16 protein-coding genes are annotated in these 19,000 nt (G+C 74.7%); 14 read left to right on the top strand and 2 right to left on the bottom strand.

Annotation, left to right across the window (positions count from 1 at the left end):
- The first annotated feature begins 43 nt into the window (after window positions 1-43).
- From hisC to BUB17_RS16595, 4 genes are all read left to right on the top strand, one after another.
- Window positions 44-1,156: a histidinol-phosphate transaminase gene (hisC, locus tag BUB17_RS16610; RefSeq protein ID WP_072919801.1), complete on the top strand. Its 1,113-nt coding sequence runs from the start codon at window positions 44-46 to the stop codon at window positions 1,154-1,156.
- 63 nt (window positions 1,157-1,219) lie between these two features.
- Window positions 1,220-2,239, top strand: coding sequence for a tryptophan--tRNA ligase (gene trpS / locus BUB17_RS16605; protein ID WP_072919800.1), 1,020 nt, complete (start codon window positions 1,220-1,222; stop codon window positions 2,237-2,239).
- Entirely contained in the window at window positions 2,236-2,802 is a 567-nt protein-coding gene (locus BUB17_RS16600; RefSeq protein WP_072919799.1) for a 2'-5' RNA ligase family protein, read from the top strand. The genes trpS and BUB17_RS16600 overlap by 4 nt, the downstream gene beginning before the upstream one ends.
- 203 nt (window positions 2,803-3,005) lie before the next feature.
- Window positions 3,006-4,037, top strand: a complete 1,032-nt coding sequence (locus tag BUB17_RS16595; RefSeq protein WP_083606383.1) for a YihY/virulence factor BrkB family protein — start codon at window positions 3,006-3,008, stop codon at window positions 4,035-4,037.
- Here BUB17_RS16595 and BUB17_RS16590 read toward each other — a convergent pair.
- Complete coding sequence (locus BUB17_RS16590; protein WP_244277292.1) at window positions 3,919-5,238, bottom strand: D-alanyl-D-alanine carboxypeptidase family protein; 1,320 nt, start codon at window positions 5,236-5,238, stop codon at window positions 3,919-3,921. The two genes, BUB17_RS16595 and BUB17_RS16590, sit on opposite strands and share 119 nt — an antisense overlap.
- A 254-nt stretch (window positions 5,239-5,492) precedes the next feature.
- On the opposite strand from BUB17_RS16590, the gene BUB17_RS16585 reads away from it, so the two are divergent.
- The 10 genes from BUB17_RS16585 to BUB17_RS16540 all read left to right on the top strand — a co-directional run bounded on the left by BUB17_RS16585 (window position 5,493) and on the right by BUB17_RS16540 (window position 17,318).
- The gene (locus BUB17_RS16585) at window positions 5,493-6,557 is read left to right on the top strand and encodes a BMP family lipoprotein (protein WP_244277290.1); all 1,065 of its coding nucleotides are present in this window, start codon (window positions 5,493-5,495) and stop codon (window positions 6,555-6,557) included.
- A 236-nt stretch (window positions 6,558-6,793) separates the two neighbouring features.
- Window positions 6,794-8,368 carry an ABC transporter ATP-binding protein gene (locus tag BUB17_RS16580; protein WP_072919797.1) on the top strand — a complete coding sequence of 525 codons (1,575 nt, stop codon included), beginning with the start codon at window positions 6,794-6,796 and terminating at the stop codon, window positions 8,366-8,368.
- Window positions 8,365-9,576 carry an ABC transporter permease gene (locus tag BUB17_RS16575; RefSeq protein ID WP_072919796.1) on the top strand — a complete coding sequence of 404 codons (1,212 nt, stop codon included), beginning with the start codon at window positions 8,365-8,367 and terminating at the stop codon, window positions 9,574-9,576. The genes BUB17_RS16580 and BUB17_RS16575 overlap by 4 nt, the downstream gene beginning before the upstream one ends.
- Window positions 9,573-10,850 (top strand): ABC transporter permease, encoded by a 1,278-nt coding sequence (locus tag BUB17_RS16570; protein ID WP_072919795.1) that lies wholly within the window; start codon window positions 9,573-9,575, stop codon window positions 10,848-10,850. Before BUB17_RS16575 ends, BUB17_RS16570 begins: the two co-directional genes overlap by 4 nt.
- Window positions 10,850-11,263 (top strand): cytidine deaminase, encoded by a 414-nt coding sequence (locus BUB17_RS16565; RefSeq protein WP_072919794.1) that lies wholly within the window; start codon window positions 10,850-10,852, stop codon window positions 11,261-11,263. The genes BUB17_RS16570 and BUB17_RS16565 overlap by 1 nt, the downstream gene beginning before the upstream one ends.
- Window positions 11,263-12,537: a thymidine phosphorylase gene (locus BUB17_RS16560; protein ID WP_072919793.1), complete on the top strand. Its 1,275-nt coding sequence runs from the start codon at window positions 11,263-11,265 to the stop codon at window positions 12,535-12,537. Before BUB17_RS16565 ends, BUB17_RS16560 begins: the two co-directional genes overlap by 1 nt.
- Window positions 12,538-12,649: 112 nt before the next feature.
- Entirely contained in the window at window positions 12,650-13,633 is a 984-nt protein-coding gene (locus BUB17_RS16555) for an ABC transporter ATP-binding protein (RefSeq protein WP_072919792.1), read from the top strand.
- Window positions 13,630-14,448, top strand: a complete 819-nt coding sequence (locus BUB17_RS16550; RefSeq protein ID WP_072919791.1) for an ABC transporter permease — start codon at window positions 13,630-13,632, stop codon at window positions 14,446-14,448. Before BUB17_RS16555 ends, BUB17_RS16550 begins: the two co-directional genes overlap by 4 nt.
- A 44-nt stretch (window positions 14,449-14,492) precedes the next feature.
- Window positions 14,493-15,569, top strand: a complete 1,077-nt coding sequence (locus tag BUB17_RS16545) for an adenosine deaminase (RefSeq protein WP_072919790.1) — start codon at window positions 14,493-14,495, stop codon at window positions 15,567-15,569.
- A 213-nt stretch (window positions 15,570-15,782) separates the two neighbouring features.
- On the top strand, window positions 15,783-17,318 hold the full coding sequence (locus tag BUB17_RS16540; RefSeq protein WP_072919789.1) for a DEAD/DEAH box helicase: 1,536 nt from the start codon (window positions 15,783-15,785) through the stop codon (window positions 17,316-17,318).
- 203 nt (window positions 17,319-17,521) lie between these two features.
- On the opposite strand, the gene BUB17_RS16535 is transcribed toward BUB17_RS16540, so the two are convergent.
- Window positions 17,522-18,976, bottom strand: coding sequence for a hypothetical protein (locus BUB17_RS16535; RefSeq protein WP_244277288.1), 1,455 nt, complete (start codon window positions 18,974-18,976; stop codon window positions 17,522-17,524).
- Between the last annotated feature and the right edge of the window lie 24 nt (window positions 18,977-19,000).

Below are 19,000 nucleotides of genomic sequence, written 5' to 3'. Positions count from 1 at the left end.
GCCCACCGGCGCGACGCGGAGGCGCGGTCGAGGAGGTACGGACGTGGTCAGCGCACGACCGGCGGTGCAGCACCTGCCCGCCTACCGGCCGGGGCGCAACCCCGCCGACCTCGCCCGGGAGATCGGCGTCGAGCGGGCGGTGAAGCTGGCCAGCAACGAGGTGGCGTTCCCGCCGCTGCCGGCCGTCGTCGAGGCGCTGGCCGCCGCCGCGGGGGAGACCAACCGGTACCCGGACAACGGCGCCGTCGTCCTCACCGCCGCCCTCGCCGAGCGCTACGGCGTGGACCCCGGCCAGGTCGTGACCGGCTGCGGCGCGGTGATGCTCTGCCAGCAGTTGGCGCAGGCGTTCAACGACCCGGGCACGAGCATCGGCTTCGCCTGGCGCTCCTTCGAGATGTACCCGCTGCTGGCCCGGGTGGCCGGGGCGCGGGCCGTGCAGGTGCCGCTGGTGCCCGGCCGCCCCGGCGGCCCGGCCGACACCCACGACCTCGAGGCGATGGCGGCCGCCGTCGACGACAGCACCCGGGTGGTCTTCGTCTGCAACCCGAACAACCCCACCGGGACGGCGGTGCGCCGGCGGGAGCTGGAGCGGTTCCTCGGCGCCGTCCCCGCCGACACCCTCGTCGTCCTCGACGAGGCCTACCGCGAGTTCGTCACCGACCCCGAGGTCCCCGACGGGCTGGAGCTGATGCGGGGGCGGCCGAACGTCGCGGTGCTGCGCACGTTCTCCAAGGCCTGGGGGCTGGCGGGGCTGCGGGTCGGCTACCTGGTCGCCGAGGACCCGGCCGTCGCCGACGCCGTGCGCCGGACCCACGTGCCGTTCAGCGTCTCCACCCTCGCCCAGGCCGCCGCGGTCGCCGCGCTGGCCAGCGAGGAGGAGGTGCGCCGGCGGTGCGCCGCGGTCACCGCGGAGCGGGAGCGGATGACCGCCGCGCTGCGCGAGCGCGGCCTCGACGTGTCCGACAGCCAGGCCAACTTCGTGTGGCTCCCGGTGGGGGAGGAGGCCGCCGGGCTGGCGGCCGCGCTGGAGTCCCGGGCGGTCATCACCCGGCCGTTCGCCGGGGAGGGGATCCGGGTGACGGTCGGCACGCCCGAGGAGGACGACGTCTTCCTCGCCGCGCTCGACCAGGCCCGGTCGACGGCGACGGTCGGCTGAACCACCGCCGGTGACGAGGTGGTTCGGGATCCTGGGTCCCGGGGTGCAGGATCGGCTGGTTTGATGGCCGTCGTGCCTCTTCCCCGTGTGCTCTCCGGCATCCAGCCGACGGCGGGCTCCTTCCACCTCGGCAACCACCTGGGCGCGTTGCGGCAGTGGGTGGCCCTGCAGGACACCGCCGAGGCGTTCTACTGCGTCGTCGACCTGCACGCGATCACGATGGACTGGGACCCCGAGGAGCTCCGGCGGAACACCCTGACCGCGGCCGCCCAGCTGCTGGCGCTCGGCGTCGACCCCGGGCGCAGCACCCTGTTCGTGCAGAGCCACGTGCCCGAGCACGTGCAGCTGTCCTGGGTGCTGGAGTGCCTGGCGCGCTTCGGCGAGGCCAGCCGGATGACGCAGTTCAAGGACAAGAGCCAGCGGGAGGGCACCGCAGGCTCGTCGGTGGGGTTGTTCACCTACCCGGTGCTGATGGCCGCCGACATCCTGATCTACCGAGCCACCCAGGTGCCGGTCGGTGACGACCAGCGCCAGCACCTGGAGCTCACCCGCGACCTCGTGACCCGGTTCAACGGACGCTTCGGCGACACCTTCGCGCTGCCCGAGGGGATCATCCCGGAAGGGGCGGCCCGGGTCATGGACCTGCAGTCCCCGGACAAGAAGATGAGCAAGAGCCTCCCGCCGGCCGGCTGCGTCCTGCTCCTCGACGACCCCAAGGTGACCGCCAAGAAGATCCGCTCGGCGGTCACCGACACCGGCCGCGAGGTCGTCGCCGACCCGGTGGGGAAACCGGGGATCACCAACCTGCTGACCATCCACAGCGCGCTGTCGGGCACGTCGGTCCCCGAGCTGGAGGAGCGGTTCGCCGGCCGCGGCTACGGCGACCTGAAGAAGGAGCTGGCCGAGGTCGTCGTCGACTTCGTGACGCCGGTCCGTCAGCGCACCCAGGAGCTGCTCGACGACCCCGCCGAGCTGCAGCGGACCCTGGCGCAGGGCGCGTCCCGGGCCCGTGAGGTCGCCGGCCGCACCGTCGCCGACGTCTACGACAAGGTGGGGTTCCTGCCACCGGCGGGGTCCTCGTGAACGACGACACGTTCGTCCCGCGCAGCCGCAGCGCCGCGCGGACCGCGGTGCTGGGCGTGGTCGTCCCCATCCCCGAACCCTGGTCGCAGCTGTTCGTCGACTGGCGGGCCAAGGTCGGCGACCCGCAGGCCAACTCGGTGCCCCCGCACGTCACGCTGCTGCCGCCCACCGAGGTGCCGGTCGCCCATCGGCCGGCCATCACCGAGCACCTGGCCGAGGTCGCCCGCACGCACCCGCCGTTCGACATGCACCTGTCGGGCACCGGCACCTTCGCGCCGGTCTCGGCCGTGGTCTTCGTCGCGGTGGCCCGCGGCATCGGCAACTGCGAGCTGATCGCCAACGACGTCCGCCGCGGCCCGCTGGCCCGGTCGCTGTCCTACCCCTACCACCCGCACGTGACCGTGGCCCACGACGTCCCGGGGGACATGCTGGACCTGGCCTACTGCGGCCTGTCCGACCTCTCGGCGGAGTTCCGGGTGGAGCACTTCACCGAGTTCGAGCAGGCCCCCGACGGCGCCTGGGTGGTCGCCCACGAGTACCCCCTCACCGGCCCGCCGCACTGAAGAAGGACCCTTGCCCGCGCCGCTCGCAGGCGCGTGGTGGTCGGAGGGCCCCGTCCTCCCCACCCTTCGTCGAAGGAACCCCTGCCCCCCGCCACTCGCGAGCTCGCGACGGGACCCTGCAGGGGGCCAGCGGTGCCCGGGACGGGGCCGCCCGGGTGAGAGCCGGGGCGCGCCGGGCGGGGTCTGCCCGCAGACTAGGGCGGGTGAGTGCCACCCGGACCGAGCGGTCTGCTGCTCCGCCCGCCGAGGACCAGGCTCCCGGCGGCCGCTGGTCGCGGGTGACCCAGCTGCCCGGCCGCTGGCAGGCGCGGGTCACCCGGCTGCGCCACCGTCTCCCGTGGTTCGACCACCTGGCCCGCGCCGGCGGCCGCTACCAGCGCACCCAGGGCGACCTCATGGCCGCCGGCGTCACGTACTTCGTGTTCCTCGGCCTGGTCCCGGTGCTGCTGCTCGTCGCGTCGGTCATCGGGCTGGTCCTCGCCGGCAACGAGCTGCTGCAACAGGAGCTCTACGCCACCATCCGCGAGAGCTTCCCCGGCTCGACCGGCTCGGAGATCGTGGGCGAGCTGCGCGGCGCGGTCGGATCCGCCGGGGTCGTCGGGGTCATCGGGCTCGTCGGCTTCCTCTACGCCGGGCTGCGCGCGATGGACAAGCTCCGCCTGGGCATGGAGCGCATCTGGAAGGGCCGCGTCGACGAGCCGGAATTCCTCCGCGACAACCTGCAGGACCTCCTGGCGCTGGCCGCCCTCGGCCTCGCCGGGCTGCTCAGCCTCGGGCTCACCGGCGCGGTCACCCGGGCCACGTCGTGGACGCTGGAGGCGCTGGGCCTCGACCGCGCGCCCGGCCTGTTCCTGCTCACCGCCGTGCTGGGGCTGGGGCTGGCCGTCGTCACCGACGTCGTCGTCTTCCTGTGGCTGCTGCGGGTGGTGCCCTCCACCTCGTACCCGCTGCGCCGGCTGCTGCCCGGGGCGCTGTTCGGCGCGGCCGGCTTCGAGGCGCTCAAGCTGGTCGGCAGCCTCTACCTGTCGCTGATCTCGGGCAGCGTGACCGCGTCGGCCTTCGGCGGCGCCGTCGGCATCCTGATCTGGATCAACGTCGTCTGCCGGTTCGCCTTCTTCACGGCCGCGTGGACGGCGACCCTGCCCCGGGTGCAGGGGGACGCGCGCGTGGTGGCCGAGGGCCGCGAGCCGGTGGTCCCTGCCGCGGACGGCCGGGGCGCTCCGGCGCCCGGCTGACCGGCGCGGGGACCACCACGATCGCCCGGCGGACGCCGACCACCGTGGCGACGACGATGCCCGCGGCGGTCACGGCCAGCGCCACCGGCACCAGCACGGACCGCTCGTCGTCCGCGACCGCCGGTGCCGGGGGAGCGGCCACTCCGGCCGGTCCGGGGAGCGGGGTGGGGAGCAGCGGGGAGACGTCGGCAGCGGAGTCGACCAGGCGGCCCACGCCCTCGGTCGCGGCCGGGGCGGCGAAGCCCCAGTCCAGCAACGACGCGGCCTGGTCGGCAGCGCGCGATGGCGTGTTCTCGGTGCCCATCACGCTGACCACCAGCCGCCGGCCGTCGCGCTCGGCGGCCGTGACGAAGGTGTGCCGGGCGGCGTCGGTGAAGCCGGTCTTGCCACCGAGGTTGCCGGGTGTGCCGGCCAGCGGGTTCTGGTTGTGGATCTGGAAGCCGGGGTAGCGGTCCCCGACCGCGGGCATCTCCGCGAGCGGCGTCCGCAGCAGCGCCACCGCGGCCGGGTCCTCGACCAGCCGGCGGAAGACGAGGGCGAGGTCGTAGGGCGAGGAGGACTGACCGGCCACGTCCAGCCCGGACGGCGTCCCCGCGACCGTGTCGTACGCGCCGATCGACTCGGCCACCTCGTTCATGGCACGCACGGTGACGTCGGTGCCGCCCGCGGCGCGGGCCAGGGCGTTGGCCGCGTCGTTGCCCGACTGCATCACGAGCGCCTGGAAGAGCAGCGACACCGGATAGCGCCCCCCGGCGACCATGCCGACCCGGCTGCCCTCCACCGCCTCGTCCTCGACCGTGCCCTCGACGACCTCGGCGGGGTCCAGCAGCGGCAGGAGGGTCAGCAGGGTCAGGGTCTTGAGCGTGCTGGCGGGGTAGTAGCGGCCGTGCGGATCGCGGGCGGCCAGCACCGCCCCGCTCCCCGCGTCGGCCACCAGCCATCCGGGCGCGACCACCTCGTCCGGCAGCGGCGGAGCTCCGTCGACCACGACGGTGCCGCGCGTGTCGAGCTCCGCACCGCCGACGGTCACCCCGCCGGGCCCAGAGCCCTGAGGCGGTCCGCCGGGCGGAGGTGCGGTGGGCGTCGGCGCGGACGGGTCGGCGGTGGGCCGGGCCTCCTCGGCCAGGGCGGTTCCGGCGCTGCCCAACAGCAGCCCCGCAGCCAGCACCGCGGCGGCCAGTCGTGCCGCCGCTCGTCGCACGGCGCAGAGGCTAGCCCAGCGCCCCCCGGGTGCCACCCGGGGTGCGCGCGTGGCGCGGACCACTGTGGCCCCGGCGTTGGCAACGATCCCGTCTCGGTCTCCGACGCGGGGTTCGGCGCGGCCACCGGGCGGAGCTAGCGTGCGCTCGTCGCGTGCTGGAGGGACCGGCGTCCGCCGGCAGCCACGCACGACCCCGAGCCACCGGGGCGGACCGCCTCGTCCGTGCGGCCCGTCCCCCCAGAGAGGAGATCGTCTTGCGCCGAGCGCGGAGGATGAAGGCCGCGGCTGTGCTGCTGGCCGGCAGCATGGCCCTGGCAGCCTGTGCCAGCGACGAGCCCACCGGCACCGGCAGCGGCGAGGGCGGTGCCGGCGCCGCCCCCGAGGAGCTCCGGATCGGCCTGGCCTACGACGAGGGCGGCCGCGGGGACCAGTCGTTCAACGACTCGGCCTACGCCGGTGCCTCGGCGGCCGCCGACGCCCTTGGCGCCGAGCTGCAGGAGCTCAGCCCGAACGAGGACGCCTCCAACCGCGCCGAGCTGCTCACCCAGCTGGCCGAGCAGGGCTTCAACCCGGTCATCGCCGTCGGCTTCGCCTACGACGACGTCATCGCCGAGGTCGCCCCGCAGTTCCCGGAGACCACGTTCGCCCAGGTCGACGGCTCGAACGCCGACGGCGCCAAGGGCGACAACGTCACCGGCCTGGTCTTCGCCGAGGAGGAGGGTTCCTTCCTGGCCGGCGTCGCGGCCGCGCTGAAGAGCGAGAGCGCCCACATCGGCTTCGTCGGTGGCGTCGAGAGCCCGCTGATCGAGAAGTTCGAGGCCGGCTACGTCGCCGGTGCGCAGACGGTCAACCCGCAGATCCGCATCGACCGGCAGTACATCTCGCCGGCCGGTGACTTCTCCGGGTTCAGCGACCCCGCCCGCGGCCAGATCGTGGCGCAGGGCATGTACGACGCCGGCGCGGACATCATCTTCCACGCGGCGGGCGGCTCGGGCCTCGGCGTCTTCCAGGCGGCCGCTGCCTCGGGCAACCGGGCGATCGGCGTCGACTCCGACCAGTACCTGACCGTCGGTCCGGAGCTGCAGCCGGTGGTCATGACCTCGATGCTCAAGCGGGTCGACAACGCGGTGGAGCAGTTCATCAACGACTACGCCGAGGGCAACGTCCAGGGCGCCGAGGACGTGCTGAGCGACCTGTCCACCGAGGGCATCGGCCTGGCCACGTCGGGCGGCTTCATCGACGACATCCAGGACGACATCCAGCAGTACTCGCAGCAGATCACCGACGGCACCATCACGGTCCCGACGACGGTCGAGTGACACCCGTGCGGGTGGTCCCGCACGGCTGATCCACCTCGCGACGCGGGCCCGGGCGGGAAACGCCCGGGCCCGCGGTGTTCCGGGTCCGCCCCGGGCTCGGACGGAGCCCGGCGGGTGGGGCACCATACCCACGGCCCCCGGGCCCGAGGTCCCGGCGGAGCGGCTGATCCCGCGCGCCGGTGCCATCCGTAGTGACTGCCCGCCCACCGGCGGGTCCACAGCGAGGAGATGCCGGCATGGCCTCAGCAGACTCGCCCGCAGCCGGGCACGGAACGGCGCCGGACGACGCCCCCCTCGCCGTCGAGCTGCGCGGGATCACCAAGCGCTTCCCGGGTGTGGTGGCGAACAAGGACATCGAGCTGCGGGTCCGCCGCGGCGAGGTGCACGCCGTCGTGGGCGAGAACGGCGCCGGCAAGTCGACGCTCATGAAGACCCTCTACGGCGAGCACCGTCCCGACGAGGGCCAGATCCTGGTCGACGGCCGCGAGGTGTCCTTCCGCAGCCCGGCCGACGCCATCGCCGCCGGCATCGGCATGGTGCACCAGCACTTCATGCTGGCCGACAACTTCACCGTCCTGGAGAACATCGTCCTGGGCAGCGAGCCCACGAGGGCCGGCCGGCTGGACCTCGCCGAGGCGCGCCGCCGGATCACCGACATCTCCGACCGCTACTCCCTCGGCCTGCGGCCCGACGCCCTCGTGGAGGACCTCGGCGTCGGCGACCGGCAGCGGGTGGAGATCGCGAAGGTGCTCTACCGCGACGCCCGCACGCTGATCCTCGACGAGCCGACCGCGGTGCTGGTCCCGCAGGAGGTCGACGAGCTGTTCGCCAACCTCGCCGAGCTCAAGCGCGAGGGCCTGACGGTCATCTTCATCTCGCACAAGCTCGACGAGGTGCGCCGCGTCGCCGACTCGATCACCGTCATCCGGCGCGGCACCACGGTGGGCACGGCCGACCCGAGGACGACGACGGTCCGGCAGCTGGCGGAGTTGATGGTCGGCGCCGAGCTGCCCTCCCCGGAGGTCCGCACGTCGACCGTGCGCGAGACCCCGGTGCTGCAGATGGTCGGCGTCACCCTCACCGACGGCGGCCAGCGGCCCGTGGTGGACGAGGTCACGCTCACCGTGCGGGAGGGTGAGGTCGTCGGTATCGCCGGCGTCGAGGGCAACGGCCAGGCCGAGCTCGTCGACGCGATCATGGGGCTGCGCCCGCTGGCCGCGGGGTCGGTGCTCCTCGGCGGCGAGGACGTCACCGGCTGGAGCACCCGGGCCCGCCGGGAGGGCGGGGTCGGCTTCATCCCCGAGGACCGGCACCGCCAGGGCATGCTGCTGGACGCGCCGCTGTGGGAGAACCGCATCCTCGGCCACCAGACCCGCCCGCCGGCGGTGCGGGGCCCCTTCATCGACCGCCGCGCCGCCCGGGCCGACACCGCCCGCATCATGCGCGAGTACGACGTCCGCGCCCCCGGGCCGGACACCCTCGCCGTCGCCCTGTCCGGGGGCAACCAGCAGAAGCTGATCGTCGGGCGGGAGATGAGCGCGGCGCCGCGGCTGCTGGTCGCCGCCCACCCGACCCGCGGCGTCGACGTCGGCGCCCAGGCGGTGATCTGGGAGCTGCTCAAGGACGCCCGCGCCGAGGGGCTGGGGATCGTGCTCGTCTCGGCCGACCTCGACGAGCTGATCGGCCTGTCGGACACGCTGCACGTCATGCTGCGCGGCCGGCTGGTGGCCACGCTGGACCCGCGGCGGGTCACCCCCGAGGAGCTCGGCGGGTACATGACCGGCGCGCGGACGACGGCGGGTGCGGCGTGACCGGCCTCGTCCGCCGGCTGGGGCTCTCGCTGCTCGGCCCGGTGCTCGCCGTCCTCGTCGCGCTGGTGATCTCCGCGGTCGTCATCGCGCTCATCGGGGAGGACCCGGTCGAGGCGTTCCGGGTGATGGTCGACCTCGGCGACAGCCCCTCGCAGCAGGTGCAGTCGATCGTCGTGGTCCTCAACCGGGCGGTGCCGCTGTTCCTCGCCGGACTGGCCGTGGCCGTCGCCTTCCGGATGGGCCTGTTCAACATCGGCGTCGAGGGCCAGTACCGGATGGCCACCATCCTGGCCGCCGCGGTCGGGGCGGCCGTGGCGCTGCCCGGCCCGCTGCACGTGCTGCTGATCGTGGTCGTCGCGATGGTGGTCGGCGCCGTGTGGGCCGGCATCGTCGGCGTGCTCAAGGTGACCCGCGGCGTGAGCGAGGTCATCAGCTCGATCATGCTGAACTTCATCGCGCTGGGCCTGGCGTCGTTCCTGCTCACCGGCCCGCTGCGGGGCAGCGCACCGGGTGCCTCGATCGTCACGACGAGCGAGATCCCCGAGTCCGGCCGGGTGCCGAGCCTCAACGGGCTGCTCACCGCGCTGGGCCTGGCCGCACCGCGCAGCGGCCTCTACGGCTTCCTGGTGGTGGCGGTCGTGGTCGGCGTCGTCGTCGCCGTGCTGCTCCAGCGCACCCGCTTCGGGTTCGACCTGCGCGCCACCGGCCTGTCGCCCTCGGCGGCCACCGTGAGCGGCGTCGACGCCCGCGGCATGGTCGTCAAGACCATGCTCATCTCCGGTGGCATCGCGGGGCTGATCGGCCTGCCCGACCTGCTCGGCTCGCAGTACGACTACGGCACCGAGTTCACCGCCGGGCTGGGCTTCCTCGGCATCGCCGTCGCCCTGCTGGGCCGCAGCAGCCCGGTCGGCATCGCGCTGGCCGGGCTGCTGTTCGCCTTCCTCGACCGGGCCGCGCTGCCGCTGCAGTTCGCCGACATCCCGTCCTCGGTCGTGACGATCATCCAGGGCACGATCGTGCTCGCCGTCGTCATCGCCAACGAGGTCGCCCGCCGCCTGGCGCTGCGCTCGGCCGAGCGGGCCGGTGCGTCCGCCGGTCCCGACCCGGGCGCCGGCGGGGACGACGGCGCGCCACCGCCCACCGGCCCGGACGGCGGGCAGCGGGTCCGCACCGGTGTCCCCGGCACCCCTGAGGACGTGCAGGCATGAGCACCACCGCGACGACCCGCACCGGCCGGCCCAGCCGCGGCCCGCTGACCGACCTGCTCACCGGCGGCGGCCGGGCCCGGCGGGTGCTCTGGCTGCTCGCCGGCCTGTGGCTGCTGTTCTCACTGGTCCGGGTCCTCTCGGGGGAGCAGGAACTCACCTCGTCGTCGACCCTCGCGGCGGCGCTGCTGCTCGCCGTCCCCATCGGCCTGGCCGCGCTCGGCGGGCTGTGGTCCGAGCGCGCGGGCGTGGTCAACATCGGCCTCGAGGGGATGATGGTCCTCGGCACCTGGGGCGCCGGGTGGGCCGGCTACCAGTGGGGCTGGGTCGGCGCGGTCCTCGGCGGCGTGGTCTTCGGCGCGGCCGGCGGCCTGCTGCACGCGATCGCCACGGTCACCTTCGGCGTCGACCACGTCGTCTCCGGCGTGGCGATCAACATCCTCGCCGGGGGCGTCGTCCGCTTCCTCTCCGAGCTGCTGTTCACCGAGGACACCGGGGGCGGCCCGACGCAGTCGCCGTCCCTGGCCAGCGACCCGCCGTCCTTGTCGCTGCCGCTGCTGTCCTCCGGACCGGACCTGCTCGGCGACCTCGAGGGTCGGGGCTGGTTCCTGCTCAGCGACCTGGCCGGCCTGCTGCGCGGGGTGACCAGCGGCGTGGGCCTGCTGACCCTGTTCGCCGTCCTGCTGATCCCGGTGTCCTACCTGCTGCTGTGGCACACCGCGTTCGGCCTGCGGCTGCGCTCGTGCGGCGAGAACCCGGCCGCGGCGGACTCCCTGGGCGTGCCCGTCTACCGGCTGAAGTACCTCGCCGTCATCATCTCCGGCGCGCTGGCCGGCCTCGGCGGCGTCTTCCTGGTGTTCGTCGCCGGCATCTACCGCGAGGGGCAGACCGGCGGGCGCGGCTTCATCGGCCTGGCCGCGCTGATCTTCGGCAACTGGCGCCCCGGCGGCCTGGCGGCCGGGGCGGGCCTGTTCGGCTTCGCCGACGCCCTGCAGCTGCGCAGCCAGACCGCGGTGGTGGCCCTGCTGCTGCTCATCGCCGTCCTGCTGGCCGCCGTCGCGGTGCACCAGGCGGTCCGACGCAAGCCGACCCAGGCGGTGCTCGCCGGCGTCTTCGCCGGAGCCGCGCTGGTCGGCTTCCTGACCATCGACCGGCTGCCCGAGGGCATCGTCTTCTTCACCCCCCACCTGACCACGCTGCTGGTGCTGTCGCTGGCCTCCCAACGGCTGCGGATGCCGAAGGCCGACGGGTTGGTCTACCGACGAGGAGAGCACTAGTGCAGGTCGATTGGAACGCTCTGCGCTCGGCGGCCCGGGAGGCGATGACGCACGCCTACGCGCCGTACTCGCGGTTCCCCGTGGGCGTGGCCGGGCTGGTGGACGACGGCCGCGTGGTGACCGGCTGCAACGTGGAGAACGCCAGCTACGGGCTGGGCCTGTGCGCCGAGTGCGGGATGGTCAGCGACCTCGCCCGCACCGGCGGCGGCCGGCTGGTCGCGGTGGCCTGCGTCGGTGGCGACGGGCAGCCGCTCATGCCCTGCGGGCGGTGCCGGCAGCTGCTGTGGGAGCACGGCGGGCCGGAGATGCTCATCGCGACCGTGTCGCTGGGGATCGTGCCGATGCGCGAGGTGCTGCCCGACGCGTTCGGGCCCGACGACCTGGTCGCCGCCGTCGAGCGGGGACGGGGCTGATGGACGCGATCGACGTCATCCGCACGAAGCGGGACGGCGGGCAGCTCAGCGCCGGGCAGATCCGCTGGGTGATCGACGCCTACACCCGCGGGGTGGTGCCCGACGAGCAGGTCAGCGCGCTGCTCATGGCGGTGTTCTTCCGCGGGATGTCCCCGGACGAGCTCGCCGTCTGGACGCAGACGATGATCGACTCCGGCGAGCGCAAGGACCTGTCCTCGCTCGGCCGGCCGACCGCCGACAAGCACTCCACCGGCGGCGTCGGCGACAAGACCACGCTGCCGCTCGCGCCGCTGGTAGCCGCCTGCGGGGTGGCGGTGCCGCAGCTGTCCGGCCGGGGCCTGGGCCACACCGGCGGCACGCTGGACAAGCTCGAGTCGATCCCTGGCTGGCGGGCCGACGTCCACGAGGAGGCCTACCTGGCGCAGCTGCGCGAGGTGGGCGCGGTCATCTGCGCGGCCGGCGACGACCTGGCGCCGGCGGACAAGAAGCTGTACGCGCTGCGCGACGTCACCGGCACCGTCGAGTCGATCCCGCTGATCGCCAGCTCGATCATGAGCAAGAAGATCGCCGAGGGCGCCGACGCCCTGGTGCTCGACGTGAAGACCGGCTCGGGCGCCTTCATGAAGGACCCCGACGCCTCCCGCGAGCTGGCCCGCACCATGGTCGGCCTCGGTGAGGCGGCCGGCGTGCACACGGTCGCGCTGGTGACCGCGATGGACCGGCCGCTGGGCCGTGCCGCCGGCAACGCCGTCGAGGTGGCCGAGTCGGTCGAGGTGCTGGCCGGCGGTGGCCCGGCCGACGTCGTCGAGCTGACCCTGGCGCTGGCCCGGGAGATGCTGGCCGGCGTCGGGCGGAGCGACGTCGACCCGGCCGAGGCCCTCCGCGACGGGCGGGCCATGGACGTCTGGCGGCGGATGGTCACCGCGCAGGGCGGCGACCCCGACGCGCCGCTGCCGCAGCCGGCCGAGCGGCACGTGGTGACCGCGCCGGCCACCGGCACGCTGACCCGCCTCGACGCCTACGCCCTCGGGGTGGCCGCCTGGCGGCTGGGCGCGGGCCGGGCGCGCAAGGAGGACCCGGTGTCCGCGGCCGCCGGCGTCACCTGGACCGCGGGGATCGGGGAGCAGGTGGTGGCCGGGCAGCCGCTGCTGGAGCTGCACACCGACGACCCGGACCGCATCCCGCGGGCGCTGGAGGCGCTGGAGGGCGCGGTCGGCGTCGACACCGGTGAGCGGCCCCTGCCGCTGCTGCTGGACCGCATCACGGCCTCCTGACCCGCGATCATGGCGCCGTGACCACCGCGGACGCCTCTGGAGTGGTCTCCGCGCCATGATCGCGAGGGGGGAGCGCGCACCGTCCCCCATCCACCGGGGAGACTGTGTTCTCGTGACCAGTACGTCCGCGCCCGTGGTGGCCGACAACCGGCCCCAGCCGGGCGACCCGCTGGACCCGGACGCCGCCATCTCCACGCGCGGCCTGGTGAAGCGCTACGGCGACCGCGCCGCCGTCGACGGCCTGGACCTCGACATCCGGCGCGGCGAGATCTTCGCGCTGCTGGGCCCCAACGGCGCCGGCAAGACCACCACCGTCGAGGTGCTGGAGGGCTACCGCAAGCGGGACGGCGGCGAGGTGCGCGTCCTCGGCGTCGACCCGGCCCGGGGCGGACGGCGCTGGAAGGCGCAGCTGGGCATCGTGCTGCAGTCCGGCGCGGGGGACAGCCAGCTGTCGGTCCGCGAGCTGCTGACGGCGCGGGCGTCGTACTACGCCGAGCCGCGCGACCCCGACGAGGTGCTGGAGCTGGTCGGGCTCACCGAGAAGGCGGGAGCCCGCGGCCGCACCCTGTCCGGCGGCCAGCGCCGGCGGCTGGACGTGGCGCTGGGCATCGTCGGCCGGCCGCGGCTGCTCTTCCTCGACGAGCCGACCACCGGCTTCGACCCCGAGGCGCGGCGGCAGTTCTGGGCGCTGATCCGCTCGCTGCGCGACCTGGGCACCACGATGCTGCTCACCACGCACTACCTCGACGAGGCCGAGGCGCTGGCCGACCGGGTCGGCGTCCTCGCGCGCGGCCAGCTCGCCGAGGTCGCCGTCCCGACCGCGCTGGGCGGGCGCGGCACCGCACCCGCCGTCGTCAGCTGGACCGAGGACGGCGCCCGGCGCACTGCCGAGACCGCGACGCCGACCGCGTTCGTGCGGGAGCTGGCCGGCCGCTTCCCCGGCGAGGTGCCCGACCTGACCGTCGCCCGGCCCACGCTCGAGGACGTCTACCTGAAGATGATCGGGCAGAGCCCCCGGGGAGTGGGCATCGCAGCGAGCGCCGGCGAGCGAGGAGCGGAACGAGCGGCCGAGCGGAGCGAGGGAGTGCAGTCGTGACCACCGCCGCCCCCGAGCGCACCGCGCTGCCCCCGCTCGGCCGGGTCTACCTGACCCGCGCCGGCGTCGAGCTCAAGGAGTTCTTCCGGCAGCGGGAGTCGGTGGTCTTCACCCTCGTCTTCCCGGTGATCCTGCTGCTGGGCCTGGGCGCGGTGCTCGACTACGACCTCGGCGCCGGGGTCGACTTCCCGCAGTACTTCATGGCCGGGGTCATCACCGCCGGTATCGTCGGGGCCAGCCTGCAGAACATGGCGATCCACATCGCCGGGGAGCGCTCGGACGGCACGCTCAAGAGCCTCCGGGGCACGCCGATGCCGGCCAGCGCCTACTTCGTCGGCAAGGTCGTGCAGGTGCTCGCGGTGGCGGTCGCGACCATCGTGCTGCTGCTCCTGGTCGGTGTCCTCGTCCACGGCATCGGCCTGCCCTCGGGCACCGACTGGATGACCTTCGCCTGGGTGTCGGTGCTGGGCGCCGCCGCCTGCACCCTGCTGGGCATCGTCGTGTCCACGCTGGCCCGCAACGCCCGGTCGGCGTCGGCGACGGTCACCCCCATCGCGCTGGTGCTCCAGTTCGTCTCGGGTGTCTTCATCCCCTTCGACCAGGTGCCCGGCTGGCTGCAGGACGTCGCCGCGGTGTTCCCGGTGAAGTGGCTGGCCCAGGGGCTGCGCTCGGTGTTCCTCCCCGACGCGCTCGCGGCGCGCGAGCCGGCCGGGTCGTGGGAGCTCGGCACCGTCGCGCTGGTGCTCGGCGTCTGGTGCGTCGCCGGCCTGGTGCTGTGTGCCCTGACCTTCCGCTGGCAGGACCGCGAGGGCTGACTCCCCGGCTCAAGCGGGCGCGCCCCGGTGACGAGAATGGGGAGGTGCCCGCACCGCTGAACGCCGACTCGATCCGCCGCGCGCCGAAGGTGCTGCTGCACGACCACCTGGACGGCGGGCTGCGACCGCAGACGGTGCTCGAGCTGGCCGACGAGGCCGGCTACCGGGACCTCCCGGTGGACGACGCGGACGAGTTGGGCCGCTGGTTCCGGCAGGCCGCCGACTCCGGCTCGCTGGTGCGCTACCTGGAGACCTTCGCGCACACCGTCGCGGTGATGCAGCGGCCCGAGGCGGTCAGCCGGGTGGCCCGCGAGTGCGCCCTCGACCTGGCCGCCGACGGCGTCGTGTACGCCGAGGTCCGCATGGCGCCCGAGCTGCTCACCGAGGGCGGCACACCGATCGAGGAGGCCGTCGAGGCGATCCTCGACGGCTTCGCGAAGGGCGGCGCCGAGGCCGCCGCCGAGGGCACGCCGATCACCGTCGGCACGCTGCTGTGCGCCATGCGGCAGAACGACCGTTGGGACGAGGTCGCGCGCCTGGTGGTCCACCACCGCGACGCCGGGGTGGTCGGGTTCGACCTGGCCGGGCCGGAGGCCGGCTTCCCGCCCGACCGGCACGGGTCGGCCATCGCGCTGCTGGACCGTGCCGGAGCGCACCGGACCGTGCACGCCGGCGAGGCCGCCGGCATCGACAGCATCGTCGCCGCGCTGGACGGCGCCCGCGCCGAGCGGCTCGGTCACGGCGTGCGCATCGCCGACGAGGTGGCCGAGGACGGCACCCTCGGGCCGGTGGCGCGGCGGGTGCTCGACGCGCAGGTGCCGCTGGAGGTCGCGCCGTCGTCCAACGTGCAGACCGGCGCCTACCCGTCGCTGGCCGCCCACCCGGTCGACCGGCTGCACCGGCTGGGCTTCGCGGTCACCGTCAACACCGACAACCGGCTGATGAGCGGCGTGTCGGTCACCAGCGAGCTCACCGACGTGGCCACCACGTTCGGCTGGGGCTGGGACGACGTCCGGACGGTGACCGAGCGGGCGCTGGCCGCCGCGTTCCTGCCGGCCGACGAGCGGGCCCGGCTGCTGGCCGACGTCGTCCGCCCGGGGTACGCGGCACTGCGAGCCTGATCACTGCCGGAATGCCCCGGTGACCTGCGCTGCTACGGTAGGTGTACCGGCAGTCGCCGGTCATCCTCTCCGGACGGTCCGTCCGGGCAGAAGCGCATCCGTGCAGATCCGCAGCGTCTCCTGACGTCGTGATCGCCAGTGAGGACGCCGATCGACGGTGTCCGCGCACCACCACGGGACGCGCGCCGAGAAGCATCGGAGTCCCACACCCGTATGACCACGTTCGACACTGTCGACGTCCAGACCACCCCTGAGATCACCGAGGTCGAGGTCCCCGCCGAGGCCACCGCCTCGCCCCCGACCCACTCCGGGCCGACCTTCGCCCAGCTGGGCCTGCCCCAGCAGCTGGTGACCGCGCTCGAGCGGCGCGGCATCCGGCACCCCTTCGCCATCCAGGCCTCCGCCCTGCCCGACGCCCTCGCCGGCCGCGACGTGCTGGGCAAGGCCGCCACGGGTTCGGGCAAGACGCTGGCCTTCGGCCTGCCGCTGCTCGCCCGCCTGGGCGAGACCGCCCGGCGGGGCCCGCGTGCCCCGCGCGCGCTGGTGCTCGTGCCGACCCGCGAGCTGGCCCAGCAGGTCTTCGACAACCTCGCCCCCCTGGGCCAGTCGATCGGCGTCCAGCTGACCACCGTCTACGGCGGTGCCTCGATGTACCGGCAGATCCAGCAGCTGCGCCGCGGCGTGGACGCCGTCATCGCCACCCCCGGCCGGCTGCAGGACCTGATCAGCCAGGGCGAGGTCACCCTCGACGAGGTCTCCGTGACCGTCGTCGACGAGGCCGACTTCATGTCCGACCTCGGCTTCCTGCCGGTCGTGCAGGAGCTGCTCGACCAGACCCGCCCCGACGCCCAGCGGCTGCTGTTCTCGGCCACGCTGGACGGCGAGGTGGACACCCTGATCCGCCGCTACCTCAAGGACCCGGCCCGGCACGAGGTCAAGCGCGCCGGGGACGACGCCCCGCCGGCCGAGCACCTGGCCTACAGCCTCGCCTTCCGTGACAAGGTCCCGGTGACCGAGCAGCTGGCCGCCCGGCCGGGCCGCACGCTCATCTTCGTGCGCACGCAGCTCGGCGCCGACCGGCTCGCCGGCAACCTGCAGGCCGCCGGCATCAAGGCCGAGGCCATCCACGGCGGGCTGCCGCAGGGTGCCCGCCGCCGGGCGCTGGAGGAGTTCACCGACGCCCGCAGCCCGGTGCTGGTCGCCACCGACGTCGCCGCGCGCGGCATCCACGTCGACGACGTCTCGCTGGTGCTGCACTACGACCCGCCGGCGGACCACAAGACCTACCTGCACCGCTCGGGCCGCACCGCCCGCGCCGGCGCCGGCGGTGTCGTGGTCTCGCTGCTGCTGCCCGACCAGGTGGGTCAGGCCAAGCGCCGGTTCCGCTCGGCCAAGGTGGAGCCGGTGGTCTCCCGGGTCCGCCCGGGCGACGCCCCGATCGCCGAGCTCGTCGCCAGCGGCGTGCACGTCGAGCCGGTGGAGCGCCCGGTGCGCGAGTCCCGGCGTCCCTCCGGTGGTCCCGGTGGCCGGCGTCCCCGCCGGGACGGCGACCGCCCGCGCCGCGACGGTGACCGCCCGCGCCGTCCCCACGGGGACCGGCCGCGCCGGGACGGCGACCGCCCGGCGTACGGCGACCGTCCGGCCTTCGGCGAGCGTTCCCGCGGGAACGGCGACCGTCCCTACGGTGAGCGCGGCGAGCGTCGTCCCAGCCAGTACCGCGGTCAGGGCCGGCGGCCCGCCGCCGACTGAGCACCCGTCCACGCAGTGGCGGCCGGTCCCGGATCCCGGGGCCGGCCGCTGCCGTTCGCGGTGGGTGTGACGCGCCACCTGGCACCCCACCGCTGTCGATCATGGGGTTGTTGCTCCCGGACACGCTGCTGCCGGCGTGTCCAGCGGCCACAACCCCATGATCGACTCAGCGTCGAGGGGGGTGGGGAGGACGGGGTCCGCTCTCAGTCGCGGAAGACCAGCGCCCCGCTGACCTCGGTGACGACCTGGTCCCAGGCCGGGCGCAGCACGGCGGCGTCCTCGGCGCGCAGCGGGGCGTCGGGCTGCCGCTCGCCGCGCGCCACCGCCCGGCCGAGCGGCGCGTCCGGGCCCAGCAGCTCGTCGACGCGGGTGAGCCCGGCGTACTCGGCGACGTCGCGGACGCCCTCGACCTGCTGCGCGAGGACGCGGTGGTCGACCAACCCGGCCGCGCCACCGGCGACCTCCGCCAGCACCTCGGTGAGCTCGGTGAGGTCGTAGCGGTCCTGGTCGGCCGGCAGCGGCGGGGTGTCGGTGTCGGCGACCTCCGGCCAGGAGGCGATCTCGGTGAGGTCGTGGCGCTCGTCCCCGCGGCAGAAGCGGGTGAGGTCGGCGGGGGAGGCGAACAGGAACACCTCGCCGTTCCGGCCGAGGAAGCGGGCCCGGTCGTCGACGTAGCAGCGCAGCGTGACGCCGGAGCCCTCCGGCACGACCACCTCCACCGGCAGGATGCCGACGGCCTCCCAGAACCCGGCGGCCTCGGCGACCTCCGCCGGCGGGGCGGAGATCCGGCCGGGACGGGCGATGGTGCTCACGCCGGCCGCTGCCGCCGGGGCCGCGGTCGAGCCGCCGGCCGGGCGCGTCCCGGGAGCGGCGTCCTCGGTGTCGTCGTCCTCGTCGTCGCCGAACTCGTCGTCCTCGTCGTCGGCCTCGGCCGCCGAGGGGTAGTCCCCGAGGGCGACCGTGCCCCCGCCGGTCCAGTCCAGGTGTGCGCCCAGCTCCTCGAGGACGTCCTCCCACAGGTCGTCGAGGGCTCCGCCGACGCCCACCCAGGCGTCCTCGCCGGAGCGGCCGAGGAAGGCCTCGACGCCGAGCCCGAGCGAGCCGATCTCCGGCCGGGCGACCAGGTCGGCGAGCGCGCTGAACTCCCCGTCGCGGGAGGCAGCGCCGTCAGGCCGGCGCTCCAGCTCGATGTCGTCGTCGACGTCCGCGCCGTCGTCGGCGTCGGTCACCTCCTCGTCCTCGTCGTCGTCGTCGTCCTCGACGTCGAGGCACTCGGCCAGCCGGGTGACGATGTCGATGGTCGCGGCCAGCTCCTCGACCGCCCACCGGTCGGGGTTCTCGGCGGCGATGTCGTAGACGCCGTCGAGGTCGTAGCGGTGGTCGTCGTCGGGCGTCAGGTCGGCCGCGCCCAGCCCGACCACGACCGGCCAGACCGGGTGGTCGGCGAGGTCGTGGTCGGTGCGGGTGCGGCAGAAGACGGCCAGCGCAGCCGGCGTCGGGAACAGGTGCACGCGGGCCCGGTCGTCCTCGGAGGTGCCGAGGAAGGCCTGCCACTCCTCGCCGTCCTCCTCCCACGGTGGGGCCCACAGGGTGAAGCCGGTGCGGTCGTCGACGGTGAGGGCGATGGGGACGATGCTGGGCCGGGCCACGGGCCCCATCCTGCCCGGTCCCCCCGAGGACGC

Source organism: Geodermatophilus obscurus, from assembly GCF_900143215.1.
GTDB lineage: Bacteria > Actinomycetota > Actinomycetes > Mycobacteriales > Geodermatophilaceae > Geodermatophilus > Geodermatophilus obscurus_A.
The sequence above is the reverse complement of the archived record's forward strand: the minus strand, read 5'-3'. Positions and strand labels throughout refer to the sequence as shown.